22 protein-coding genes are annotated in these 21,370 nt (G+C 73.0%); 16 read left to right on the forward strand and 6 right to left on the reverse strand.

All coding sequences use genetic code 11. The annotated features are described in order from the left end of the window. Nucleotides 1-18: 18 nt before the first annotated feature. The gene (locus tag BLS70_RS17840) at nucleotides 19-684 is read left to right on the forward strand and encodes a YqgE/AlgH family protein (protein ID WP_255362557.1); all 666 of its coding nucleotides are present in this window, start codon (nucleotides 19-21) and stop codon (nucleotides 682-684) included. A 118-nt stretch (nucleotides 685-802) separates the two neighbouring features. Here the strand turns inward: BLS70_RS17840 and BLS70_RS17845 are convergent, their stop codons facing one another. The 3 genes from BLS70_RS17845 to BLS70_RS17855 all read right to left on the reverse strand — a co-directional run bounded on the left by BLS70_RS17845 (nucleotide 803) and on the right by BLS70_RS17855 (nucleotide 3,452). Further along, nucleotides 803-1,552, reverse strand: coding sequence for a hypothetical protein (locus BLS70_RS17845; RefSeq protein WP_091770692.1), 750 nt, complete (start codon nucleotides 1,550-1,552; stop codon nucleotides 803-805). Nucleotides 1,553-1,692: 140 nt separating this feature from the next. Further along, complete coding sequence (locus BLS70_RS17850) at nucleotides 1,693-2,772, reverse strand: inositol-3-phosphate synthase (protein WP_091770694.1); 1,080 nt, start codon at nucleotides 2,770-2,772, stop codon at nucleotides 1,693-1,695. Further along, nucleotides 2,760-3,452, reverse strand: coding sequence for a PadR family transcriptional regulator (locus BLS70_RS17855; RefSeq protein ID WP_255362558.1), 693 nt, complete (start codon nucleotides 3,450-3,452; stop codon nucleotides 2,760-2,762). The genes BLS70_RS17850 and BLS70_RS17855 overlap by 13 nt, the downstream gene beginning before the upstream one ends. A gap of 219 nt (nucleotides 3,453-3,671) precedes the next feature. On the opposite strand from BLS70_RS17855, the gene BLS70_RS17860 reads away from it, so the two are divergent. From BLS70_RS17860 to BLS70_RS17870, 3 genes are all read left to right on the forward strand, one after another. Further along, entirely contained in the window at nucleotides 3,672-4,097 is a 426-nt protein-coding gene (locus BLS70_RS17860) for a DUF5318 family protein (protein WP_091770696.1), read from the forward strand. 558 nt (nucleotides 4,098-4,655) lie between these two features. Then, nucleotides 4,656-6,782 carry a transglycosylase domain-containing protein gene (locus BLS70_RS17865; RefSeq protein ID WP_255362559.1) on the forward strand — a complete coding sequence of 709 codons (2,127 nt, stop codon included), beginning with the start codon at nucleotides 4,656-4,658 and terminating at the stop codon, nucleotides 6,780-6,782. A 21-nt stretch (nucleotides 6,783-6,803) separates the two neighbouring features. After that, nucleotides 6,804-8,282, forward strand: a complete 1,479-nt coding sequence (locus BLS70_RS17870) for a glycosyltransferase family 87 protein (protein ID WP_255362560.1) — start codon at nucleotides 6,804-6,806, stop codon at nucleotides 8,280-8,282. Here the strand turns inward: BLS70_RS17870 and BLS70_RS17875 are convergent. Next, nucleotides 8,262-9,050: a deoxyribonuclease IV gene (locus tag BLS70_RS17875; protein WP_091770700.1), complete on the reverse strand. Its 789-nt coding sequence runs from the start codon at nucleotides 9,048-9,050 to the stop codon at nucleotides 8,262-8,264. The two genes, BLS70_RS17870 and BLS70_RS17875, sit on opposite strands and share 21 nt — an antisense overlap. Before the next feature lie 118 nt (nucleotides 9,051-9,168). Here BLS70_RS17875 and BLS70_RS17880 point away from each other — a divergent pair, with 118 nt between their 5' ends. The 8 genes from BLS70_RS17880 (at nucleotide 9,169) to BLS70_RS17915 (ending at nucleotide 14,809) form a co-directional block, all read left to right on the forward strand. Continuing rightward, nucleotides 9,169-10,236, forward strand: a complete 1,068-nt coding sequence (locus tag BLS70_RS17880; protein WP_091770702.1) for a hypothetical protein — start codon at nucleotides 9,169-9,171, stop codon at nucleotides 10,234-10,236. A gap of 220 nt (nucleotides 10,237-10,456) precedes the next feature. Then, complete coding sequence (rpsF, locus tag BLS70_RS17885; protein WP_040339252.1) at nucleotides 10,457-10,744, forward strand: 30S ribosomal protein S6; 288 nt, start codon at nucleotides 10,457-10,459, stop codon at nucleotides 10,742-10,744. Nucleotides 10,745-10,746: 2 nt separating this feature from the next. Then, complete coding sequence (locus tag BLS70_RS17890; RefSeq protein WP_091770704.1) at nucleotides 10,747-11,253, forward strand: single-stranded DNA-binding protein; 507 nt, start codon at nucleotides 10,747-10,749, stop codon at nucleotides 11,251-11,253. A gap of 43 nt (nucleotides 11,254-11,296) precedes the next feature. Beyond that, the gene (rpsR, locus tag BLS70_RS17895; RefSeq protein ID WP_091770706.1) at nucleotides 11,297-11,533 is read left to right on the forward strand and encodes a 30S ribosomal protein S18; all 237 of its coding nucleotides are present in this window, start codon (nucleotides 11,297-11,299) and stop codon (nucleotides 11,531-11,533) included. A gap of 2 nt (nucleotides 11,534-11,535) precedes the next feature. Further along, a complete protein-coding gene (rplI, locus tag BLS70_RS17900; protein ID WP_255362561.1) occupies nucleotides 11,536-11,991 on the forward strand; it encodes a 50S ribosomal protein L9 in 456 nt (151 codons plus the stop codon). Between the two features lie 567 nt (nucleotides 11,992-12,558). After that, nucleotides 12,559-13,929: a replicative DNA helicase gene (dnaB, locus tag BLS70_RS17905; protein WP_218122474.1), complete on the forward strand. Its 1,371-nt coding sequence runs from the start codon at nucleotides 12,559-12,561 to the stop codon at nucleotides 13,927-13,929. A gap of 31 nt (nucleotides 13,930-13,960) precedes the next feature. Further along, nucleotides 13,961-14,356, forward strand: coding sequence for a nuclear transport factor 2 family protein (locus BLS70_RS17910; protein WP_218122475.1), 396 nt, complete (start codon nucleotides 13,961-13,963; stop codon nucleotides 14,354-14,356). A 42-nt stretch (nucleotides 14,357-14,398) separates the two neighbouring features. After that, nucleotides 14,399-14,809, forward strand: coding sequence for a DUF7715 family protein (locus tag BLS70_RS17915; RefSeq protein WP_091770708.1), 411 nt, complete (start codon nucleotides 14,399-14,401; stop codon nucleotides 14,807-14,809). Between the two features lie 144 nt (nucleotides 14,810-14,953). On the opposite strand, the gene BLS70_RS17920 is transcribed toward BLS70_RS17915, so the two are convergent. Together BLS70_RS17920 and BLS70_RS17925 are read right to left on the reverse strand one after the other, a co-directional pair. Then, nucleotides 14,954-16,159 carry a fatty acid desaturase family protein gene (locus tag BLS70_RS17920; RefSeq protein ID WP_091770710.1) on the reverse strand — a complete coding sequence of 402 codons (1,206 nt, stop codon included), beginning with the start codon at nucleotides 16,157-16,159 and terminating at the stop codon, nucleotides 14,954-14,956. A 25-nt stretch (nucleotides 16,160-16,184) separates the two neighbouring features. Then, nucleotides 16,185-17,288, reverse strand: a complete 1,104-nt coding sequence (locus tag BLS70_RS17925) for a ferredoxin reductase (RefSeq protein ID WP_091770712.1) — start codon at nucleotides 17,286-17,288, stop codon at nucleotides 16,185-16,187. Between the two features lie 93 nt (nucleotides 17,289-17,381). On the opposite strand from BLS70_RS17925, the gene BLS70_RS17930 reads away from it, so the two are divergent. The 4 genes from BLS70_RS17930 to BLS70_RS17945 are packed head-to-tail and all read left to right on the forward strand — an operon-like array spanning nucleotide 17,382 to nucleotide 21,368. Next, nucleotides 17,382-18,581: a PucR family transcriptional regulator gene (locus BLS70_RS17930; RefSeq protein WP_091770714.1), complete on the forward strand. Its 1,200-nt coding sequence runs from the start codon at nucleotides 17,382-17,384 to the stop codon at nucleotides 18,579-18,581. Next, entirely contained in the window at nucleotides 18,578-19,156 is a 579-nt protein-coding gene (locus BLS70_RS17935) for an RBBP9/YdeN family alpha/beta hydrolase (protein WP_091770716.1), read from the forward strand. The genes BLS70_RS17930 and BLS70_RS17935 overlap by 4 nt, the downstream gene beginning before the upstream one ends. Beyond that, nucleotides 19,153-20,475, forward strand: coding sequence for a CoA transferase (locus BLS70_RS17940; RefSeq protein ID WP_091770828.1), 1,323 nt, complete (start codon nucleotides 19,153-19,155; stop codon nucleotides 20,473-20,475). The genes BLS70_RS17935 and BLS70_RS17940 overlap by 4 nt, the downstream gene beginning before the upstream one ends. Next, the gene (locus BLS70_RS17945; RefSeq protein WP_091770830.1) at nucleotides 20,472-21,368 is read left to right on the forward strand and encodes a hypothetical protein; all 897 of its coding nucleotides are present in this window, start codon (nucleotides 20,472-20,474) and stop codon (nucleotides 21,366-21,368) included. The genes BLS70_RS17940 and BLS70_RS17945 overlap by 4 nt, the downstream gene beginning before the upstream one ends. Nucleotides 21,369-21,370 lie beyond the last annotated feature (2 nt).

The raw sequence follows: 21,370 nt of genomic DNA on the forward strand, positions 1-21,370 counted from the left end.
TGCGGCACACTGGGTCCGGTGAGCCCGGTCCCCGCGTCGTCCGATCCCGAGTCCGGCCCGCCGACCCGTCCCGCGACCGGTGGCCGTCGCTCGGCGGTCCCGGCGCTGTCCATCGGGGAGCTCGAGGACGTGCGTCCGGGCTCCCTCCTGGTGGCCATGCCGGGGCTCACCGACCCCACGTTCGCCGGCGCCGTCGTCTACGTCCTCGAGCACTCCGCGACCGGCACGCTGGGCGTGGTCCTCGGCAGCCCGAGCCAGGTGGAGATCCGCGACGTGCTGCCCGGCTGGTTCGACCTGGCCGTGGCGCCCGCGGTGTTCCACGTGGGCGGGCCGTGCGAGACCGACACGGCGCTGTGCCTCGCCCGGTGCCCCGGGCCGTCCCCCGACCCGGAGACCGGGCTGCGGCCGGTCGCCGACGGCATCCACCTCGTCGACCTCGACGTCGACCCTGAGCCGCTGGCCGGTCACGTCCAGGGCCTGCGCGTCTTCGCCGGGTACGCGGGCTGGTCCCCCGGTCAGCTGGCCGGGGAGCTCGCCGAGGGTGCGTGGGCCTGCGTCCCGGGCTCGCCGGACGACGTTCTGGCCGAGGTTGCGGGTGCCGAGCTGTGGCGCACGGTCCTCAAGCGCCAGACCGGGCGCCTCGGCGTCCTCACCACCGCGCCGGCGGACCCGAGCGCCAACTGACGACGGGGTGCCGCGAGAGCCCGACATCTGGTAGGAAGTACCTGGGAAGGGGCGGTCTGGGGAAGAGGCCGCCCCTTCCCACTGTCTTCAGGGCCTCGTACCGCCCGGAGCGCGGTCTCTACAGACCCAGCGCCGCAGCCAACTCGGGATGGTCGGCCACCGGAGCGGTCCGCCGCTCGTCGGGCAGGTCCAGCGAGCGTCGGCCGTGCTCGGCCAGCGTCGTCGTCGCCTCCAGCTCGTCGGCCCCGGAGCCCGCGGGCAGCGGCGTAGCGAACTGCACCAGGACGTCCTCGGTCGAGGAGACGGCCACCGCGCGTCCCCCCGGCAGGCCGAACAGCTCCGTGGGGCGACCGTCGATGGACCGCCGTCCCTGCCAGCTGTAGCCGGCGTCGAGGAACGCGGCCGGGTCGTCGGCCTCCTCCGCCGCCAGCCCCAGCAGCACCGTGACCAGGACGTCGACCAGCGGCGGCCGCTTGCCCTCCACCGCGATCGGGCGGCTCAGGTAGACCGCCCCCGCCGCCTCCGCGCCCGGGACGTCGCCGATCCAGAGGTCCTCGCGGGTGAAGAAGACGGTGCGGACGTCCTCGGTGCCCCCGGTGCTCGTCACGGCCTGCGCCCGGCCGGTGCCGGCGCGGAAGTCGACCTCGCCGGTGAGCGTGAGCACCGCCTCGGGGCCGTAGGGGGCGGTGACCACGAAGTCGGCGCCGCCCTCCTCGTGGTTGCGCTGGAGCAGCCCGGCCAGCAGCGCGGCGTCGGCCTCGGTGACGGGGTCCCCCGCCTGGCGCTGGGCGCCGTCGCCGGCGCACCCGGCGGCCAGGGCCAGCAGCAGCCCCAGAGCGGACAGCCGCGCGTGGGTCCGGGGCCGCATGGGCGGAGCGTAATCAGACCGGTGACCGCAGGCCCGCAGACGCGACGAGGCCCGCCCCCATTGTCGGGAGCGGGCCTCGACCGGCCCCGTCCAGAGGCTCACCCCGAGCCTGCGAGGGGTGAGGAGGACGGGGTCCTCTTTCAGCGCTCGATGTCGCCGCGGATGAAGGCCTCCACGGCGTCGCGCGCCTGGCTGTCGTCGTACTGCACCGGCGGCGACTTCATGAAGTAGGACGACGCGGAGAGGATCGGACCGCCGATGCCGCGGTCCTTGGCGATCTTCGCGGCCCGGACGGCGTCGATGATGATGCCGGCCGAGTTCGGGGAGTCCCAGACCTCGAGCTTGTACTCCAGGCTCAGCGGGACGTCGCCGAACGCGCGGCCCTCGAGCCGGACGTAGGCCCACTTGCGGTCGCTCAGCCACGGCACGTGGTCCGAGGGGCCGATGTGCACGTTGTCCCTGCCCATGTCCCGGTCGACCTGGCTGGTGACGGCCTGGGTCTTGGAGATCTTCTTGGACTCCAGGCGCTCGCGCTCGAGCATGTTCTTGAAGTCCATGTTGCCGCCGACGTTGAGCTGCATCGTGCGGTCGAGCTGGACGCCGCGGTCCTCGAAGAGCTTGGCGAGCACGCGGTGGGTGATGGTGGCGCCGACCTGGCTCTTGATGTCGTCGCCGACGATCGGCACACCGGCGGCGGTGAACTTGTCCGCCCACTCCTTGGTGCCGGCGATGAAGACCGGGAGGGCGTTCACGAACGCGACGCCGGCGTCGAGCGCGGCCTGCGCGTAGAACTCCGCCGCCTGCTGCGAGCCCACGGGGAGGTAGCAGACGAGCACGTCGGCACCGGACTCCCGCAGGGCGGCGACGACGTCGACCGGCTGGTCGTCGGACTCCTCGATGGTCTCCCGGTAGTACTTGCCGAGGCCGTCGAGGGTCGTACCGCGCTGGACGGAGACGCCGAGCGGCGGGACGTCGCAGATCCGGATGGTGTTGTTCTCGCTGGCGACGATGGCCTCGGAGAGGTCGCGGCCGACCTTCTTGGCGTCCACGTCGAACGCGGCGACGAACTCGACGTCGGAGACGTGGTAGTCGCCGAAGCGGACGTGCATCAGGCCGGGAACCGACGCCGACTCGTCCGCGTCGCGGTAGTAGTGAACGCCCTGCACGAGCGACGCGGCGCAGTTGCCGACGCCGACGATGGCGACCTTCACGGAGCCCATGGCTCTCCTTCCCCTGGACCCTCGGCGGGTCCGACGGACGCGGACCGGGTGCGGTCCGCGGATGACGGTGCAGGGGCCGCCGGTGCCGGTGCGGCGCCCGGCTCCTCGCGTCCTGCCGTGCTCCCCGACGCCTCACGGCGTTCGGAATCGATCAGCTCCGAGAGCCAGCGGACCTCACGGTCCACCGACTCCAGGCCGTGGCGCTGCAGCTCGAGGGTGTAGCGGTCGAACCGCTCGCGGGTCCGCGACAGTGAGGACCGCAACCCTTCGCGCTGCCGCTCGACGGTGCGACGGCGGCCCTCGAGGATCCGCAGTCGCACGTCGGAGGCCGTGTGGCCGAAGAAGGCGAGGCGGACCCCGAAGAGCCCACCGTCGTCGTACGCCTCCGGCCCGGTCTGGCTGACCAGGTCGTGGAAGCGCTCCTTGCCCTCCGCGGTGATCGTGTAGACCACCTTCCCGCGCCGGCCGGTGAGCGGCGGAGCGTCCGCCGGCAGCAGTGCGTGCGGGTCGGGTTCATCGGTGCTGATGAGCCCGGCCGCCCGCATCCGCTTGAGCGCGGGATACAGCGAGCCGTAGGAGATGCTGCGCAGCCCGCCCAGCACCTGCGCGAGCTGCTTGCGCAGCTCGTACCCGTGCATCGGCGACTGGTGCAGCAGACCGAGGATGGCGAACTCGAGCACTTCGCCTCCTCGCACCCCGCGGTCGATGTATCGAGACGATACATCGAGGAGTGCACATCGCGACCCTCCGGGTCGCCTCCCGGTCACTTTTCGTTCGCCTTCGCGCGCCGTCCTCCCGCCACGCTCGCGCGGACGGCTCGGGACCCACCGGGCCCGCCACCGTTGTGGCGCTGGTCGCGAACCCCCCGGTCCACAGGCCCGGCACGTACATTGGCCGCCGTGCCCGGACGTCGATCCGTCGTGGACTACGCGCTGCAGAGGCGTGCCGTCCTGGCGGAGGTCTACGCCGGGCGCACCGGCTTGTTCGAGGTCTGCGACGCCAGTCCCTACCTCTCCCGGGCCGCCAAGTACCACGGCGAGGCGACCGAGACCCCCTGCCCGGTGTGCCGCAGGGAGCGCCTCACCCGCGTGAACTACGTGTACGGCGACCACCTCGGTCCCGTGGCCGGCCAGGCCAAGACCCCGGTCGAGCTGGCCCGGATGGACTCCGCCCAGGAGGAGTTCACCGTGTACGCCGTCGAGGTCTGCCGGGGCTGCGGGTGGAACCACCTGGAGTGCTCGTACGTCCTCGGGGTCGAACCCGTGCCGGGGCAGCAGCCCCGCCGGGGACGACGGCGCCGGACCGCCACGGACCAGCGCCCCTAGGGGGTCCTTTCCGCCGTCACGGGGGACCCCTCCGTCACTGCAGCCCCTGCCGGTCGCTGCCGGAGGAGGTCCTCCCCCGTATCCACAGCTGAAGACGCAAGGCTGCGACCGGGCATCCCCGTCGCCCACCACCAGTCAGGAAAGAGGAACTCCCGCGTGCCTCCCCACGACGAGACCTCGCCCGTCGGGCCACGCGCCGGCTCGGTCCGCCGTCCGGCTCCCGCCCGTACCCGGAGCACCGGGGGCGGCGGCGGTGCCGCGCGCGGCGCCGGCGCCGGTCGGCCCGCGGTCCCGCCGCCCGGCCGCGGGCGCACGACCGCCGGCCGCTCGGGGAGCGCGGCGGGTCGTCCGCCTGCCGGGGGTGGCCGGCCGCCGAGTTCGGGCGGCCGTCCGCCGGGCTCCGGCGGTCCTCCCGGGTCGGGGCGCCCGCCGGGCTCGGGCGGTCGTCCGCCCGGTGGTGGGCGGCCCTCCGGCGGCAAGGGTCGCCCGGCGCGCACGAAGAAGCAGCGCCGTCGGCGTCGGCTGAAGATCGGCTTCGGCGTCCTCGGCGGTCTCTTCTTGCTGCTCTGCGTCTTCATCGGCGTCGTCTACGCCAGCACCGAGGTGCCCAGCCCCGACTCGATCACCAGCGCCCAGACGACGGTCGTCTACTACTCCGACGGCACCACGGAGATGGCCCGCCTCGGCGACGAGAACCGCACGAACGTGCGCCTGGACCAGGTGAGCGAGGCCGCGCAGAACGCCGTTCTCGCGGCCGAGAACCGCGACTTCTACACCGACCCCGGCATCTCGGCCACGGGCATCGCCCGCGCCGCCTGGAGCAACCTGACCGGCGGCTCCACGCAGGGCGGGTCGACGATCACCCAGCAGTACGTCAAGAACGCGATCCTGGAGAACTCCGAGCGGTCGTTCAGCCGCAAGTTCCAGGAGCTCTTCGTGGCGATCAAGCTGGACAACAACTACTCGAAGGAACAGATCCTCGAGAACTACCTGAACACGATCTACTACGGGCGCGGTGCCTACGGCATCGAGTCCGCGGCCAAGACGTACTTCGGCGTGCCGGCCGCGGAGCTGACGGCGGAGCAGGCGGCGGTGCTCGCCGTGCTGATCCGCAGCCCCGGCGCCTACGACCCCGAGCTGAATCCCGAGGGTGCGCAGGACCGCTGGGGCCTCGTGCTGGATGCCATGGTCGGCGAGGGCTGGCTGTCCGCAGAGGAGCGGGCGCTGTCGCAGTACCCGCTGGTGCTGCCCAAGGTGCCGCCGTCGAACGGGATCCCGAACGACTCGCGCGGCCACGTCGTCAACCGTGCACTGGCCGAGCTGGCCGCCAAGGGCTACACCGAGGACCAGATCAACGGCGGCGGCCTGCGGATCGTCACGACGGTGGACAAGCGCTACCAGGACGCCGCGGAGACCGCGGTGAACGACGTCATGACCGGTGAGCCGGAGCAGCTGCGCGAGGCGCTCGTCGCCGTCGACCCGAAGACCGGCGCGGTGCGCGCCTACTACGGGGGCGAGAACGGCGCCGGGTTCGACTACGCCCAGAGCCCGCGGCAGCCGGGCTCGTCCATGAAGCCCTACGCGCTCGCCACCGCGCTGAAGGACGGCATCAGCGTCACGGCCCGGCGCAACGGCAGCAACAACCAGACGTTCGAGGACCGCGAGGCCCCGGTGGTGAACTCCGGCGGCGCGTCCTGCGGGTCCTGCACGCTCCGGGAGGCCATGACGCGCTCGCTGAACACCACCTACTACGGACTGGCCCTCGAGGTCGGTGCGGACAAGGTGCGGGAGACCGCGCTGGCCGCCACCGGGCTGCCGGACGTCTGGGACGCGGGCGGCGAGCTGTTCCTCCGGAAGCCGACCCTTGCCAACAGAGACGGCTTCACCGGCGCGGCGATCGGGATCGGCGAGTACGAGATGCGCCCGATCGACCAGGCGGTCGGCTTCGCCACCTTCGCCTCGGGCGGCATCCGCCGGGCGCCGTACTTCCTGGCCCGGGTGACCGACAGCGAGGGCACCGTCCTGCTGGACAACCCCGGCGACCCCGGCCAGCAGGTCATCGAGCCCCGTGTCGCCAACGACGTCACCTACGCGCTCACCGACGTCGCGCGTTCCTCGGACCTGGCGCTCGCCGGCGGCCGCGAGGTGGCCGCGAAGACCGGTACCCAGGGGCTCAACCGCACGGACAACTCGGACGCCTGGATGGTCGGCTACACGCCGTCGCTGTCCACGTCGGTGTGGATCGGCACCGATGTGCGGGACCCGATCCGCACCGTCGGCGGCTCGATCATCTACGGGTCCGGCCTGCCCGGTGACATCTGGCAGCAGTTCATGAACACCGTCCTCGAGGGCACCCCCGAGGAGAACCTGCCCGACGCCCCGCTGATCAAGGGCGACACCGGCGAGGGCGTGCCCGAGCCGACCCAGCAGCCGACCCGGCCGACCTCGAGCGCGCCGTCGAGCTCGGCGCCCTCGACCCGCACCTCGACCCCGGCACGCCCCACCGCGCCCGTCGAGCCGGAGGAGCCGGCCGACACCGGCGAGGAGGAGCCCGAGGAGGAGACGGAGGAGACGACGACACCGGAGAACCCGTCGACCACGCCGACGTCGCCGGTCCGTCCCGTTCCCCCCGTGAACCAGGACGGCGCTCCCGCGCCGGATCCGGCGGGTCGGGGCAACGGGTGACCCCTGCCGCACACTGACCGGGTGAGCAGCTCACCGTCGGGCCCGTCCACATCCGTGGGCGGGCCCGCGGTGTCCCCGGACCGGATCGTGCCGTCCTGGACCGACCCGGTCGCCGCCCAGGCCAGCGAGGCGGTCGGCGGACCGTGGGGGCGGCACGCCGTCACCGGCCGGGCCCTGTTCTGGACGCCCCTGCGGGTCTGCCTGCTCTTCGTCGTCCTGGGGCTGAGCCTGGCCTGGATCAAGCAGGAACCGTGCGCCGACGGCGACTGGAGCGGCTTCCGCCAGTACACCCATCTCTGCTACGCCGACCCGCTGCCGCTCTTCGGCCGCTTCGACCTCGGCTCCGGCGCCCTGCCCTACCTCGACTCCCCCGTCGACTACCCGGTGCTCACCGGCGGCCTCATGGCCCTCGCCGCGGCCGTCGGGCGGGCCTACGACGGCGCCGCGCGGGCGAGCGACCTGCTCCCGGACCTGCCGCCGGTGCAGAGCTTCTACGTCGTGACCTGCCTGCTGCTGTCGGTCTCCGCGCTGGTCACGGCCCGCGGGGTGCTCGGGCTGTCCGGCCGGCGGCCGTGGGACGCCGCGATGATCGGGCTCTCGCCGCTGCTGGTGGTGCACGCCTTCACCAACTGGGACCTGTTCGCCGTGGCCCTGACCACGCTGGGCATGTGGGCCTGGGCGCGGGACCGGCCCGTGACGGCGGGGGTCCTCCTCGGCCTGGCGACGGCGGCCAAGCTGTACCCGCTGCTGGTCCTGGTCGCCCTGTTCCTGCTCTGCCTGCGGGCGGGGCTGCTCCGCACCTGGCTGCGGGCGGCGGGAGCCGCGCTGGCGGCGTGGGCGGCGGTCAACGTGCCGGTCGCCCTGGCGGCGTGGGACGAGTGGGGCCTGTTCTTCCGCCGCAACGGCGTGCGGGAGGCCGATCCGGACTCGCTGTGGAACATCGCGCTGCACCTCAGCGGCGACCGGCTCCTCGACGGCCCCCTCGAGCCGGGGCAGACGCCGGTGGTGCTCAACACCCTGAGTGCGCTGGCCGTGGTCCTGATGGTCCTGGGCGTGGGGTGGCTGGTCCTGGCCGCCCCCGTGCGCCCGCGGGTCGCCCAGGTCGCCTTCCTGCTCGTCGCCGGCTTCCTGCTGCTGAACAAGGTGTGGAGTCCGCAGTACTCGCTGTGGCTGCTGCCGCTCGCGGTGCTGGCACGCCCCGCCTGGCGCTCCCTGCTGGCCTGGCAGGCCACCGAGGCGCTGCTGTGGGCGCCCCGCATGCTCTGGTACCTCGGCACCGACAACCGCGGCATCGACGTCGGGTGGTTCTTCCTCGCGGTGGGCATCCGCGACGCCGCCGTCGTCGTCCTCGTGGCCCTGGTGGTGCGGGACGTGCTGCAGCCCGACCGCGACGTCGTCCGGGCCGGCTGGCGCGGTGTCGACGACCCCGCCGGCGGTCCCCTGCAGTGGAGGGGGGACGCCGTCGTGCTGCCCCGCCGGTCAGCCCAGGACGCTGCGTAGGAGGGCGATCTCCTCGGCGTGGCTGGCGGCGTCGCCCGGGGTCTCCAGGACGACGGGGCAGTCGGCGGCCCGCGCCACCTCGAGGAGCAGCTCGGTCGGGATCTCCCCGCCGGCGAGCGGGGCGTGCCGGTCGCGGCTGGAACCGTGCGGGTCCCGGCTGTTGTTGAGGTGCACCAGGTCCAGCCGGCCGGTGATCGCGCGGACGTCGTCCACCGCGGTCGCGAGGTCCCAGCCCGCCGCCCAGGCGTGGCACGTGTCCAGCACGAAGCCGGCGCCGAACCCGCCGATCGCCTCCCACAGCCGGGCGACGGCGTCGAGCTCGCGGGCCATCGCGTTGCCGCCGCCGGCGGTGTTCTCGATGAACAGCGGCAGCGCGAAGCCGCCGTCCTTCTCCTGGTAGGCGAAGGTCTTGCGCCAGTTGTCGACGCCGGCGGCCGGGTCGTCAGTGGCGAGCACGTGGCCGCCGTGCACGACGAGCCCGATGGCCCCGACCGCCGCGGCTGCAGCGGCGTGCTGGGCCAGCAGCTTGCGGCCGGGGACGCGGATCCGGTTGTTCGTCGACGCCACGTTGAGCATGTAGGGCGCGTGGACGACGACGGCGACGTCGGAGGCGCGCAGGTCGGCCTCGTCGGGCCGGGGCCTGGGCGCCTTGTAGCTCTGCGGATCGGTCAGGAAGATCTGCACGCCGTCGGCGTCCATCTCGGCCGCCGCCGCCAGCGGCCCCTCGTCCGCGGAGCCCACGTGTACGCCGATCGGGTGGTTGGCCACGAGGAAGAACCCTAGTTCGCACCAGGATCCAGGTTTAGCCGTAACCCCGATCACACATCATCGTTCAAGCACGTGACGGGGGTTACCCAGCAGTAGGTCATTCGGAGGTTCTTCGCACATGGCAACCGGTCGCATCCGCCGCACGGCCCGGCGCGGGGTTGCCGTCGCGGTCCTGGGCTGGCTCTCCGTCGCAGCCGCCTCGGTCGTCCTGGCCCCGTCCGCCGCCGCCGCTCCGTCAGCGACGATCGAGATCCGCAACGTGACGCCGCCCGTCGCCAGCGTCGACCCCGGCGGCACGGTCACCTTCGTCAACAAGATCCCGGCCGAGAACCGTGGTGGGCTCTCGATCCCGCTGCCCCTGGGACGCAGCGTCTCCGTCGGCGCCACCGTCTACACCGACGTGACCGTGGACTTCTTCGGGCAGCGCCGGGCTCTGCAGCCCGAGCAGAGCACCTCGTGGCGGTTCGACGCTCCGGCCACCGCGGGCACGATCACGTACACCTACCGCGTGGTCCCGCAGGCGCAGCTCCCGCTCGGCGTCAGCGTCCAGCAGGTCGTCGACGGCGTCCTGGGCACGTTGCCGAAGCTGCCGGCGCCGATCCCCTACGTCGTCCAGACCATCGCGCCGGCGCTGCCCAACCTGCCCAGCGTCGGTCTGCCGCAGCTCCCGCAGGTGGCCCTCCCGCCGCTCCCGCTACCGCTCCCGCCGGCCCCCGCTCCCGGCGGGGCCCTGCCCACCGCTCCGGAGGCCGCTCCGGCCCCTCCGGCGCCGGCACCAGCCCCGCAGTTCCAGGGCGGGCCGGGCACGCAGTACGCGTACACCCTCGGTGCGGCGCCGCAGCTCGACCCGAGGAGCGGCAACGCGGCCGCCGCCTTCGACCCCTCGCGCTTCCTGGGCACCGGCGGCAGCCCCGTCGGCTCGTCCACGCAGTCGAGCTCCGGCACGGGTTCCGGCTCGGGCGGGCAGGCCGGCACCTACGACGGCGCATCCGTTCCGGTGTTCGGTCAGCTGGCCGGGCTGAACGGCACCGGCCTGGACGAGGAGAGCGCCGGGTCCGAGGCCACTGCCGACACCGCCCCCACCGCGACTCCGCTACCGGCCGCGGCGCTGGCCGCGGTCGTCGCCCTGGCCGCCGCGAGCGCTGCGCTGGTCCGCACCCACCAGGCCTCCCGCGCCAGCCGTTGATCGTGGCCCCGTCCCAGGGGCCCGCCGCGAGCTCGCGAGTGGCGGGGAGGGACGGGGTCCTTCAGCTGTGGACGACGCCCGGAGTGGGCAGGTCGCGCACTGGTAGCCTGGGTCCGCGCGTTCCGGCACTCCACGAGCTCGTCGGGACGCGCAACGCATGCATGACCCTCCTGCTGCAGATCCCCTGCGGCCGCTGAGACCAGAGGAGGTGGGGTTCTCCGTGCGCAATTACGAACTGATGATCATCCTCGACCCCGATCTCGAGGAGCGCACCATCGCGCCCTCGCTCGACCGGTTCCTGACCGTCGTCACCAACTCCGGTGGCACCGTCAAGACCGAGATCTGGGGTCGTCGCCGGATGGCCTACGAGATCAACAAGAAGCCCGAGGGCATCTACGCGATCATCGACATCCAGGCCGAGCCGGCCGCCGTCCAGGAGCTGGACCGCCAGCTGAACCTGAACGAGTCGGTGCTCCGCACGAAGCTGATGCGCCCCGAGGCTCACTGAGCATGGCCGGCGAAACCGTCATCACCGTCATCGGCAACCTGACGTCGGACCCCGAGCTGCGGTTCACGCCGTCGGGTGCCGCCGTCGCCAACTTCACCGTGGCCTCGACGCCGCGCACCTTCGACCGTCAGTCGCAGGAGTGGAAGGACGGCGAAGCGCTGTTCCTCCGGTGCAACGTGTGGCGCCAGGTGGCCGAGAACGTCGCCGAGTCCCTCACCCGCGGTTCGCGGGTCATCGTCAGCGGGCGGCTCAAGCAGCGCTCGTTCGACACGAAGGAAGGCGAGAAGCGCACCGTCATCGAGCTGGAGGTCGACGAGATCGGCCCCTCGCTGCGCTACGCCACCGCGAAGGTCACCAAGGCCTCCCGCGGTGAGGGTGGTGGCGGCGGCTTCGGTGGCGGCGGCGGTGGCGGCGGCTTCGGCGGCCCCGGCGGCGGTGGCGGCGGTGGCGGCGGTGCGAGCGACCCCTGGTCGACGCCGGCCGGCCCCTCCGACGAGCCGCCCTTCTGATCCCTCGATCCCTCTTTCTCTCTGAGATCCCTGGAGTACTCCGGTGCCCAAGCCACCCATTCGCAAGGTCAAGAAGAAGGTCTGCCAGTTCTGCAAGGACAAGGCGACCGGCGTCGACTACAAGGACACGACGCTGCTGCGGAAGTTCATCTCCGACCGTGGCAAGATCCGTGCCCGCCGCGTCAGCGGCAACTGCAGCCAGCACCAGCGTGATGTCGCGATCGCTGTGAAGAACAGCCGCGAGATGGCCCTGCTGCCCTACACCTCCACGGCGCGCTGATCATGAGCACCCTGAAGCTGATCCTCACGCAGGAGGTCACCGGTCTCGGTTCCTCCGGCGACACCGTCGAGGTCAAGGGCGGCTACGGCCGCAACTACCTCCTGCCCCGCGGGCTGGCCATCAAGGCCACCCGTGGCGCCGAGAAGCAGGTCGAGTCCCTCCGCCGGGCGCGTGCCACCCGTGAGGTGCGCTCGCTCGAGGAGGCGCAGGCCGTGGCCGGGCAGCTGTCCGGTCTCAAGGTCCGCGTGCCCGCTCGCGCCGGTGACGGTGGCCGCCTGTTCGGCCGGGTCACCACCGCCGACGTCGCCGCCGCGGTGACCGCCGCCGGCGGCCCGGAGCTCGACCGTCGCCGGATCGAGCTGCCCAGCAGCATCAAGACCACGGGCCAGCACACCGTCACCGTGCGGGTGCACCCCGAGGTCAGCACCTCGCTGGCGATCGAGGTCGTCGCGGGCTGAACCGCCTGAGAGCGCCCTGAGCGCTCGCAGCGTCCCCGAGGGGCGTCGGACTCCGGTCCGGCGCCCCTCGTGGCGTTCCAGGGCAGCTGAGAGGGCTCCCGCGGCGCCGTGCGCCGATCGGACACGCGCCGGTGCGCCCCCCACCACCGGCGCTGCGTCGGTGTGGGCAAGCCTGCGCCGAGACGGTCCCGTCCGCCACGGCGACACCACGCGTGCCAGCCGCGAAAAAACTTTCCGGGAACTTCCTGTCCACAGGTGGTGGACGACGTCCGCGCAGGTGACCGGCTCGTGGCCGGGAACCGGCCCCAGGGTGTCCCCGGCCGTCTCCACATGTCGACACGCCTCCGTCCACCGACTTGTCCACATGTTGTGCAGATCGAGGTGTTGGACGGCGCCGCTCCGGCTTCCTAACGTTCCCTCGCAGCTGCCGCCGGGCGCGAACTGTCAGTGCCCGGCGGTAGCAATCATCCGAACACGTGTTCGGCACGGCGGCGTCCGCCGAGCTCCCGGCTTCCCCTCGGTGAGTGGCGGTGCGGGCGCGCCCGCAAGTGAGAGAGAGGTACCCCCGTGGCGGTGGCCGACGAGTACAGCCGGCCGATGGCGGCGGCGCCGGAGTACGACCGGCAGCCCCCGCAGGACGTCCAGGCCGAGCAGTCGGTGCTCGGCGGCATGCTGCTGAGCAAGGACGCCATCGCCGACGTCGTCGAGGTGCTGCACGGCGCCGACTTCTACCGCCCGGCGCACCAGATCATCTTCGACGTCGTCCTCGACCTGTACGGCCGCGGCGAGCCCGCGGACGCGATCACCGTCGCCGCCGAGCTCAACCGCACCGACCAGCTGTCGAAGATGGGCGGCGCGGTCTACCTGCACACGCTGATCCAGTCGACGCCGACCGCGGCCAACGCCGGCTACTACGCCGCCATCGTCGCCGAGCAGGCCGTGCTGCGGCGGCTGGTCGAGGCCGGCACGCGCGTGGTCCAGCTCGGCTACGGCGCGGCGGGCGGGCGGGGCGACGTCGACGACATCGTCGACCGCGCGCAGCAGGAGATCTACGACGTCACCGAGAAGCGGATGAGCGAGGACTACTCGCGTCTCGCCGACGTCTTGCAGCCCACGATGGACGAGCTGGACGCCATCGCCTCCCGGGGAGGGGTGAGCCGCGGCGTGCCGACCGGCATCCGGGACCTGGACGAGCTGACCAACGGTCTGCAGTCCGGGCAGATGATCGTCATCGCCGCCCGACCCGGTGTGGGCAAGTCGACGCTGGGCCTGGACATCGCCCGCTCGGCGTCGGTGAAGCACCACATGCCCGCCGCCATCTTCTCGCTCGAGATGAGCAAGCACGAGATCACCATGCGTCTGCTGTCGGCCGAGGCGAAGGTGCCGCTGCACCACATGCGCGCCGGCTCGCTGAGCGACGAGGACTGGTCGAAGCTGGCCCGCCGGATGGGCGAGATCGCCGATGCGCCGCTCTACATCGACGACTCCCCGAACATGACCATGATGGAGATCCGCGCCAAGGCGCGGCGCCTCAAGCAGCGCAACGACCTCAAGCTGATCGTCATCGACTACCTGCAGCTGATGACCTCGGGCAAGAAGGTGGAGAGCCGCCAGCAGGAGGTCTCGGAGTTCTCCCGCGCGCTCAAGCTGCTGGCCAAGGAGCTCGAGGTCCCGGTCATCGCGATGTCGCAGCTCAACCGTGGCTCGGAGCAGCGTCAGGACAAGAAGCCGATGCTCTCCGACCTCCGTGAGTCCGGCTCGATCGAGCAGGACGCCGACATGGTCATGATGATCCACCGCGAGGACATGTACGAGAAGGAGTCCCCGCGGGCGGGCGAGGCCGACATCATGCTGGTCAAGCACCGCAACGGCCCCACCGCCAACGTCACCGTCGCCTTCCAGGGCCACTACAGCCGCTTCGTGGACATGGCCAACTGATCCACCGGTGGGCGTGACCCGAGGAGGAACCGTGGACGAGCAGCCGGCACGGATGACCGCTCCCGCGCTCGCCGCCGTGCGGGACGAGCTGGCCGCGCGCGAGCCGGTCTTCCACCACCCCCGGCTCGGCACGTCCCGCGAGGCGCTCGACCGCCAGGCGGCGGCCGAGTTCGAGGAGGTCGGGGCCTCCGGGCGGCGGTACGGCCGGGAGTTCGTCCTCGCGACCGTGCACGACCGCGTCGCCCGCGGCCTCCCGGACGACCCCTGGGCGGCCGGCGACTTCCACTGCGTGGCCCTCGGCCCGCAGACCTACCTGCTCACGTACGACCTGCGGCAGGGTGACCGGCTCACGCGTCGCGCGACGGTCTGGCGCCGCACGGCGGACGACTGGGAGGCCGTCTACCACCAGGGCACGGTCGCCGGCTGACGTGCGACCCGAACTGTCGGACCCGCCCGCCAGGGTCGCGCCATGAAGCTGCTGACTGCGACGCGTGAGGGCCAGGGCGACCGGGACGGGGACTTCTGCCACGCCGTCGAGGGGGAGCTGGTCTTCGCAGGCTTCGTCTGCGCGACCGACCGGTCGGACCCTGACGGAGGCTGCGGCTGCGGCCGCGCGTTCTCCGGCCTCAACTCCCTGCGGGCCACCACCACCGCGCTGGTACGGGATCTCGAGCTGACCTACGACGACGTCCGCATGGCGCTGTCGGCCCATCTCGTGGCCGCCGGCATGGGGCCTGACGTGCTCGGTGCGGTGGACTTCGAGGACATGCTGGCCGACGAGGTCGACCAGACGATCCGCTACGCCCAGGTCTGGGAGCCAGGGTCGGTCGTCGGCCGCCGGCTGGACTCGGTGCACCTGCGCACGCCCGCCGTCCGCTGACGCAGTTCCACGGGAAACATCGTCGAGCGGTGAACGCGAGAGGCCCAGAACCTGACCGGTCCTGGGCCTCTGCGGTTCAACGGTCCCGGCCCCGCCCGGAGGCTCCCCTGAGCTTGCGAAGGGTGAGAGGGGCGGGATCCTTGCTCAGGCGGCAGCGGGCCGGGTCTGCATCGCCCGCCGGACCTTCGGCCCCCCGGTCGTCATCTTCCAGAGCTTGCCCAGCTGGGAGGGCAGGTTGGAGGGCCGGGTCTCGGCCAGCCAGTCGTTGGGCAGCGACAGGCGGATGACCTTGTGCCACGCGGACGCGACCTGCTGCACCAGCGGGGCGGAGTGGTAGGTCAGCTCGTAGCGGTCGAAGATGTCCTTCACCCGCGGCGCGATCTCGGCGTACCGGTTGCTGGGCAGGTCGGGGAACAGGTGGTGCTCGACCTGGTGGCTCAGGTTGCCGGTCAGGATGTGCATGGCCTTGCTGCCGGAGATGTTGGCCGAGCCGAGCATCTGGCGCAGGTACCACTCACCGCGGGTCTCGCCCTCGATCGAGGTCTTCTCGAAGGTCTGGACGCCCTCTGGGAAGTGCCCGCACATGATCACCGAGTGCGACCACAGGTTGCGCACGACGTTCGCGGTGAAGTTCGCGGCCAGCGTCGGCACGAACGAGGGGCCTGACAGTGCCGGATGCAGCACGTAGTCCTTGGTCGCCTGGTTGCGGACCTTCTTGAGGACCTGCTTGGTGGCAGCGCGGAACTCGGGGTTCTGCCGGCGCTTCTTCGTCGCCAGGTTCTTGCCCAGCTCCAGGTCGTAGGCCGCGATCCCGTACTCGAAGAAGCAGGCGTTCACGAAGTTCCACAGCGGCTGGGCCAGGTAGAGCGGGTGCCACTTCTGGTCCTCGTCGACGCGCATGATGCCGTAGCCGAGGTCGTTGTCCTTGCCGATCACGTTCGTGTACGTGTGGTGCAGCTCGTTGTGCGAGTGCTTCCACTGCGCGGCGGGGCTGGCCATGTCCCACTCCCACGTCGTGGAGTGGATCTTCGGGTCACGCATCCAGTCCCACTGGCCGTGCAGGATGTTGTGCCCGATCTCCATGTTCTCGAGGATCTTGGCCAGGGAGAGCCCGACGGTGCCCACGAACCAGGCCGGCGGGAACATCGAGGCCAGCAGGACGGCGCGGCTGCCCAGCTCGAGCTTGCGCTGCACGTCGATGACGGTGCGGATGTACTTCGCGTCGTCCTCACCGAGGCTGTCGCGGATCTCCTGGCGGATCGTGTCCAGCTCCTTGCCGATGAGCTCGATGTCCTCGGCGGAGAGGTGGGCGATCGGGTTGTCGTCGATCTTCTTCTGGATGACGGTCATGTCCGGCTCCTGAGTGTCGGGTCGGTCAGTGGTCGATGTCGCAGGCGCCGGCGGCGGCGCTGACACAGGTCTGGATGAGCACGCCGTCGCCCGGGGCGGCGGTGGTGATCTCGCCGTTGCGGAGGTCGCGGACGGCGCCCTCGCGCAGCGGGAGGACGCAGCCGAAGCAGATGCCCATGCGGCAGCCGCTGGGCATGAGGACGCCGGCCTCTTCGCCGGCGTCGAGGATGGGCGTCGCGCCGTCCGCCTCGACGGTCGTGCCGTTCTTGCTGAACGTGACGGTGCCGCCCTCGCCGGTGACGAGGATCCGCGGGCGGAAGCGCTCGGTGTAGAGCTTGTCGGCGGCGCCGACCGAGGCCCAGTGCTCCTCGAGGGCCTCGAGCATGCCGACGGGGCCACAGGCCCAGGTGGAGCGCTCGTGCAGGTCGGGGACGAGCTCGGCGATGGAGCGCGCGTCGAGCATCCCGGCGGTGTCGGTGTGCTGCTCGATCAGCCGGATGCGGCCCTCGGCGGCCATCTGCCGCAGCTCGGCGCCGAAGACGACGTCGTCCGCCGTCGGGGCGGAGTGGACCAGCACCGTGTCGGTGAGCAGCTCGGCGGAGTTGCGCAGGATGCCCATGACCGGCGTGATGCCGGAGCCGGCGGTGACGAACAGCGCCTTGTCCGGCGCCTGCTCGGGCAGGCAGAACTCCCCGGTCGCCTGGTCGAGCTGGACGATCGTGCCGGGGCGGACGCGGTGCACCAGGTGGTTGCTGACCAAGCCGCCTGGGATGGCCTTGACGGTGATGGTGAAGCAGCCGTCGGCGCGATCCAGGACCGAGGTGATCGAGTAGGCGCGCCACTGGCGCACGCCGTCGACGTCGATCCCGATGCGGACGTACTGGCCGGGCTTGTGCGGCAGCCAGTCGCGACCCGGGCGGATCACGATGCTGGCGGCGTCCCGCGTCTCGTGGAGCACGGCCTCGATGCGGCCACGGAGGGCGGCACCGGACCGGAGGGGGTCGAACAGGTCGAGGTAGTCGACGGGCAGCAGAGGCGTGGTCACCATCTCGGCCAGCCGCACGGCCCGCTCCCGGAGCGAGGCCAGGGGCGACCGCACCGAGTTCGGGCGGGGAACGGTCGTCGTCATACACAGAGGGTTGTCCAACTCAGGCGTCAGTTACCTGTGTGACGGACGTGAATCAGCCGCTATGTTCTGTTCTCTCCGAACAAGTGAGGCGCCATGGCGGACCCAGCCCTGAGCATCCCGGCCCCGGTCGCCGACGAGATGCGGCGGGAACTGCCGTCGGTGGCCGAGCGAACTGTCGCCGCGATCGTCGTCGAGGTGCCCAGCTACGCCGACGCGTTCAGCGGCGAGATGGGCCGGAACATCGAGAACGCCGTCCAGCTGGCGCTCGGTGGCTTCCTCGAGCTCGCGTCCGAGGGCGGGGACGGCGACGCGAGCACGCCGATCCAGCCGGCGCTGGACGGGGCCTACGCGCTGGGCCGCGGCGAGGCGCGCAGCGGGCGATCGATGGATGCGCTGCTCGGGGCCTACCGGGTGGGAGCGCGGGTGTCCTGGCGGCACATGGCCGACAGCGGGGTGCGGGCCGGGCTGTCCGCCGAGCAGCTCGCCCACTTCGCGGAGCTCGTCTTCGCCTACATCGACCAGCTGTCGGCGGCCAGCGTGGCCGGCCACAGCGACGAGCTGGCCACCACGGGCCGCGTCCGGGAGCGCTACCGGGAGCGGCTGGCGAACGTGCTCCTGGGGCGGGGGTCGCGGCGGGAAAAGGAGGCCGCCGCCGAGCGGGCCGACTGGCCGCTGCCGCGGACGCTGACGGCGGTGATCGTGCCCGAGGCCCGGGTGCGCACGGCCCTTGCAGCGCTGGACGCGCGGACCCTGCGGTCCACCGAGGAGGTGCCCGGCCCGCCCGGGGCCGGCGAGCTGGTGGTCCTCCTCGTGCCGGACGCGGAGGGACGCTCCCGGCCGGCCCTGATGCGCTCGCTGCGGGAGGCGGAGGCGGTCGTGGGCCCGCCACGGCCGTGGGACGACGTCGACGCCTCCTACGCCCGGGCGCTGCGGTCGCGGCAGCTGGGGCTGGCGCCGGACGACGGCGGTCCGGTGGATACCGAGGAGCGCCTGACGGAGCTGGTGCTACGGGCCGACGAACCGGCGCTGGCCGATCTGCGGGCGCGGGCGCTCGCCCCGTTGGCCGACCTGAGCGAGAGCGCCCGGGAGAAGCTGACCGAGACGCTGCGCTCCTGGCTGCTCCACCAGGGACGCCGGGACGCCGTGGCCGCCGAGCTGTTCGTCCACCCGCAGACCGTGCGCTACCGGATGACGCAGCTGCGCGAGCTCTACGGCGCCCGGCTGGAGGAGCCCGCCACCGTCCTGGCGCTGGTCCTCGCGCTCGGCGTGCTCCCGGAGGGGACGGTGTCGTGAGCTTCCTGATCGTGCACGGCTGGCAGAACCGGCGGCCGGAGGGGCACTGGCAGCGCTGGCTGGCCGGGCGCCTGCGCGACGACGGCCACCAGGTCCGCTATCCGCAGTTCCCCGAGCCCGACGTCCCCGTGCCGGCCGACTGGCTGGCGCTGCTCCGGTCGGAGCTGGCCGCGCTGGACGGCGGCGAGCGGGTGCTCGTGTGCCACAGCCTCGCCGTCCTGCTCTGGTGGCAGGCGGCGCCGTCGCTGGGCGAGCTCCAGCCCGACCGGGTGCTGCTCGTGGCGCCGCCGTCGGCAGACGTGCTGCGCGGGTACCCCGAGGTGGCGGCGTTCGCGCCGCCGGGCATCGAGACGGCGACGCTGCCGCCGGACCTGGTCGCCCGGACGCGCCTCGTGGCGAGCGACGACGACCCCTACTTCCCCGGCGGCGCGGCCTCGCTGTACGACGATCGGTTCGGGCTGGACGTCGACGTGGTCCCGGGCGGGCGGCACCTCGACCTGCCGGCCGGATACGGCTCGTGGCCGTCGGTGCCGGCCTGGTGCACCGACCCGTCGGTGCGGATCACCCCCCGGTGACCGCGCTCCTGGGCGACGTGGCCGCGGCGACGGGCGTGCCGCTGGACGTCCCCGTCGCGGTCGTCGGCGACACCGGGCTCGGCGGCCCGCTCGCGGTGCCCGAGCTCGTGCTGGGCGCCGTCGCCGCCCAGCTGGTGGCGGCACGGTCGCTGACGGGCGACCCGTCCCCCCTCCGGCTGGACGCGGCGCACGTGGCCCTGGCGGTGCGCAGCGAGCGGTTCGTGCGACTGGACGGGCGCCCGGTGGGCCTCGGGTTCGCGCCGCTGTCCCGGTTCTGGCGCACCGCCGACGGGTGGCTGCGGCTGCACGGCAACTATCCGCACCACCGGGCGGCCGCGGCGTCGGTGCTGGGGTCGGAGGACGTCGCCGCGGTGGCGGCCGCGGCGGTGGGCCGGACCGCCGAGGAGCTGGAGACCGCCGTGGTGGCGGCCGGCGGGGCGGCGGCCGCCGTCCGGACGCCGGAGGCGTGGGCCGCCTCTCCGCAGGGCCGGGCGGTGGCCGGGCTGCCGCTGCTGGACCTGCGCCGGGTGTCCGACGGCGCCCCTCGGCGGCCGGAGCTGCGCGGGCTGCGCGTCCTGGACCTCACGCGGGTCATCGCCGGGCCGGTGGCGACCCGCGTGCTCGCCTCGCACGGCGCGGACGTGCTGCGGATGGACGGTCCGCGGCTGCCCGACCTGCGCGAGGGGCTGATCGACACCGGCGTCGGCAAGCGGCACGTGGTGCTGGACCTGGCCGGCGCACGGGACCGGGCGATGGTGGAGGAGCTGCTGTCGGCCGCGGACGTGGTGGTGCAGGGGTACCGGCCGGGCGCGCTGGAGGCGTTCGGCCTGGATCCGGCCGCGCTGGCGCAGCGGCACCCGCACCTCGTCGTCGTCCGGCTGTCCGCCTGGGGGACGAGCGGGCCGTGGGCGGACCGACGGGGCTTCGACTCGCTGGTGCAGGCGGCCACGGGCATCGCGACGACGTACGGCTCACCGGAGGAGCCGGGGGTGCTGCCGGCGCAGGCCCTGGACCACGCGACCGGCTACCTCGCCGCCGCGACGGTGCTGGCGGCGCTGGTGCGGCAGCGGGGCGAGGGCGGCGGCTGGTACGGCGAGCTCTCCCTGGCGCAGACCGCGCGCTGGTTGCTCGCCGCACCGCAGGACCCCTCGGCTCCGGGTCCGGTGCCCGACCCCGAGCCCTACCTGCAGACGCTCGCCTCGACGGACGGGTCCGTCACAGTGGTGGCCCCGCCGGGCTCACCGGCGTGGACGACGGCTGCCGTGCTGCCACCGGAGGCCGCGCCGGAGTGGCTCCCCCGGGCAGGATCGGCGTCATGACCGTGAGCCTCGACGCCGCAGCGGCGTTCCTGGCCGGGCACGGACGGGTGCTCGACCGCCGCCGCTTCGACCTGCTCACCGGCGTCGGCGGGGCGGACGCCGTCGTCGCTGCAGTCGACGGCTACCGGAACGCCGACGGCGGCTACGGCTGGGGGCTCGAACCGGACCTGCGCTCGGGCACCAGCCAGCCCGGCGGCGCGCTGCACGCGCTGGAGGCCTTCGCCGACCTGGCGCCGGCCACGACGCCGCGGGCCGCGCAGGTGTGCGACTGGCTGGCCTCGGTGACGCTGCCCGACGGCGGACTGCCCTTCGCGCGGCCGGTGCCCGATCCGGCGGCGTGCGCGCCGTTCTGGGTGCAGGCGGACCCGTCGGTGTCGTCGCTGCAGATCACCGCGGTGGTCGCCGCGACGGCGTACCGGGTGGCGGCTCTGGACCCGGCGGTGGCGGAGCACCCCTGGCTGGCGCGGGCGACGGCGTACTGCCTGGGCGCGGTGGGGGTGCTGGACGCCGACGCGCACGCCATGGAGCTGGCCTTCGCGGTGCAGTTCCTCGACGCCGCAGGCCGGGCCGGTGGCGCCTCCGAGGAGGCCCGGTCGCTTCTGGACCGGCTGGCCCCGCTCGTCCCGGCGGACGGGCTGCTGCACGTGGCCGGGGGCGCGGAGGACGAGTTCATGCGCCCGCTGGACTTCGCGCCCATGCCCGGCGGACCGGCCCGCGAGCTGTTCGCCCCGGCCGTGGTGGAGGCCGAGCTCGACCGGCTGGCGGCGGAGCAGCAGGACGACGGCGGGTGGACCGTCGACTTCGACAGCTACTCCTCCGCGGCCACCCTCGAGTGGCGCGGGCACCGGACGGTCGACGCGCTGGTGCTGCTGCGCGCCAACGGCCGTCTCTGACG

It is taken from the genome of Blastococcus aurantiacus, from assembly GCF_900102425.1.
Classification (GTDB): domain Bacteria; phylum Actinomycetota; class Actinomycetes; order Mycobacteriales; family Geodermatophilaceae; genus Blastococcus; species Blastococcus aurantiacus.

What these genes read in the sequence shown, in the direction of transcription:
- BLS70_RS17845 (WP_091770692.1), bottom strand. Translation starts at nt 1,552, where the DNA reads ATGCGGCCCCGGACCCACGCGCGGCTGTCCGCTCTGGGGCTGCTGCTG.
- BLS70_RS17850 (WP_091770694.1), bottom strand. Translation starts at nt 2,772, where the DNA reads ATGGGCTCCGTGAAGGTCGCCATCGTCGGCGTCGGCAACTGCGCCGCG.
- BLS70_RS17880 (WP_091770702.1), top strand. Translation starts at nt 9,169, where the DNA reads ATGGCAACCGGTCGCATCCGCCGCACGGCCCGGCGCGGGGTTGCCGTC.
- BLS70_RS17890 (WP_091770704.1), top strand. Translation starts at nt 10,747, where the DNA reads ATGGCCGGCGAAACCGTCATCACCGTCATCGGCAACCTGACGTCGGAC.
- rplI (WP_255362561.1), top strand. Translation starts at nt 11,536, where the DNA reads ATGAGCACCCTGAAGCTGATCCTCACGCAGGAGGTCACCGGTCTCGGT.
- BLS70_RS17915 (WP_091770708.1), top strand. Translation starts at nt 14,399, where the DNA reads ATGAAGCTGCTGACTGCGACGCGTGAGGGCCAGGGCGACCGGGACGGG.
- BLS70_RS17920 (WP_091770710.1), bottom strand. Translation starts at nt 16,159, where the DNA reads ATGACCGTCATCCAGAAGAAGATCGACGACAACCCGATCGCCCACCTC.
- BLS70_RS17925 (WP_091770712.1), bottom strand. Translation starts at nt 17,288, where the DNA reads ATGACGACGACCGTTCCCCGCCCGAACTCGGTGCGGTCGCCCCTGGCC.
- BLS70_RS17930 (WP_091770714.1), top strand. Translation starts at nt 17,382, where the DNA reads ATGGCGGACCCAGCCCTGAGCATCCCGGCCCCGGTCGCCGACGAGATG.
- BLS70_RS17945 (WP_091770830.1), top strand. Translation starts at nt 20,472, where the DNA reads ATGACCGTGAGCCTCGACGCCGCAGCGGCGTTCCTGGCCGGGCACGGA.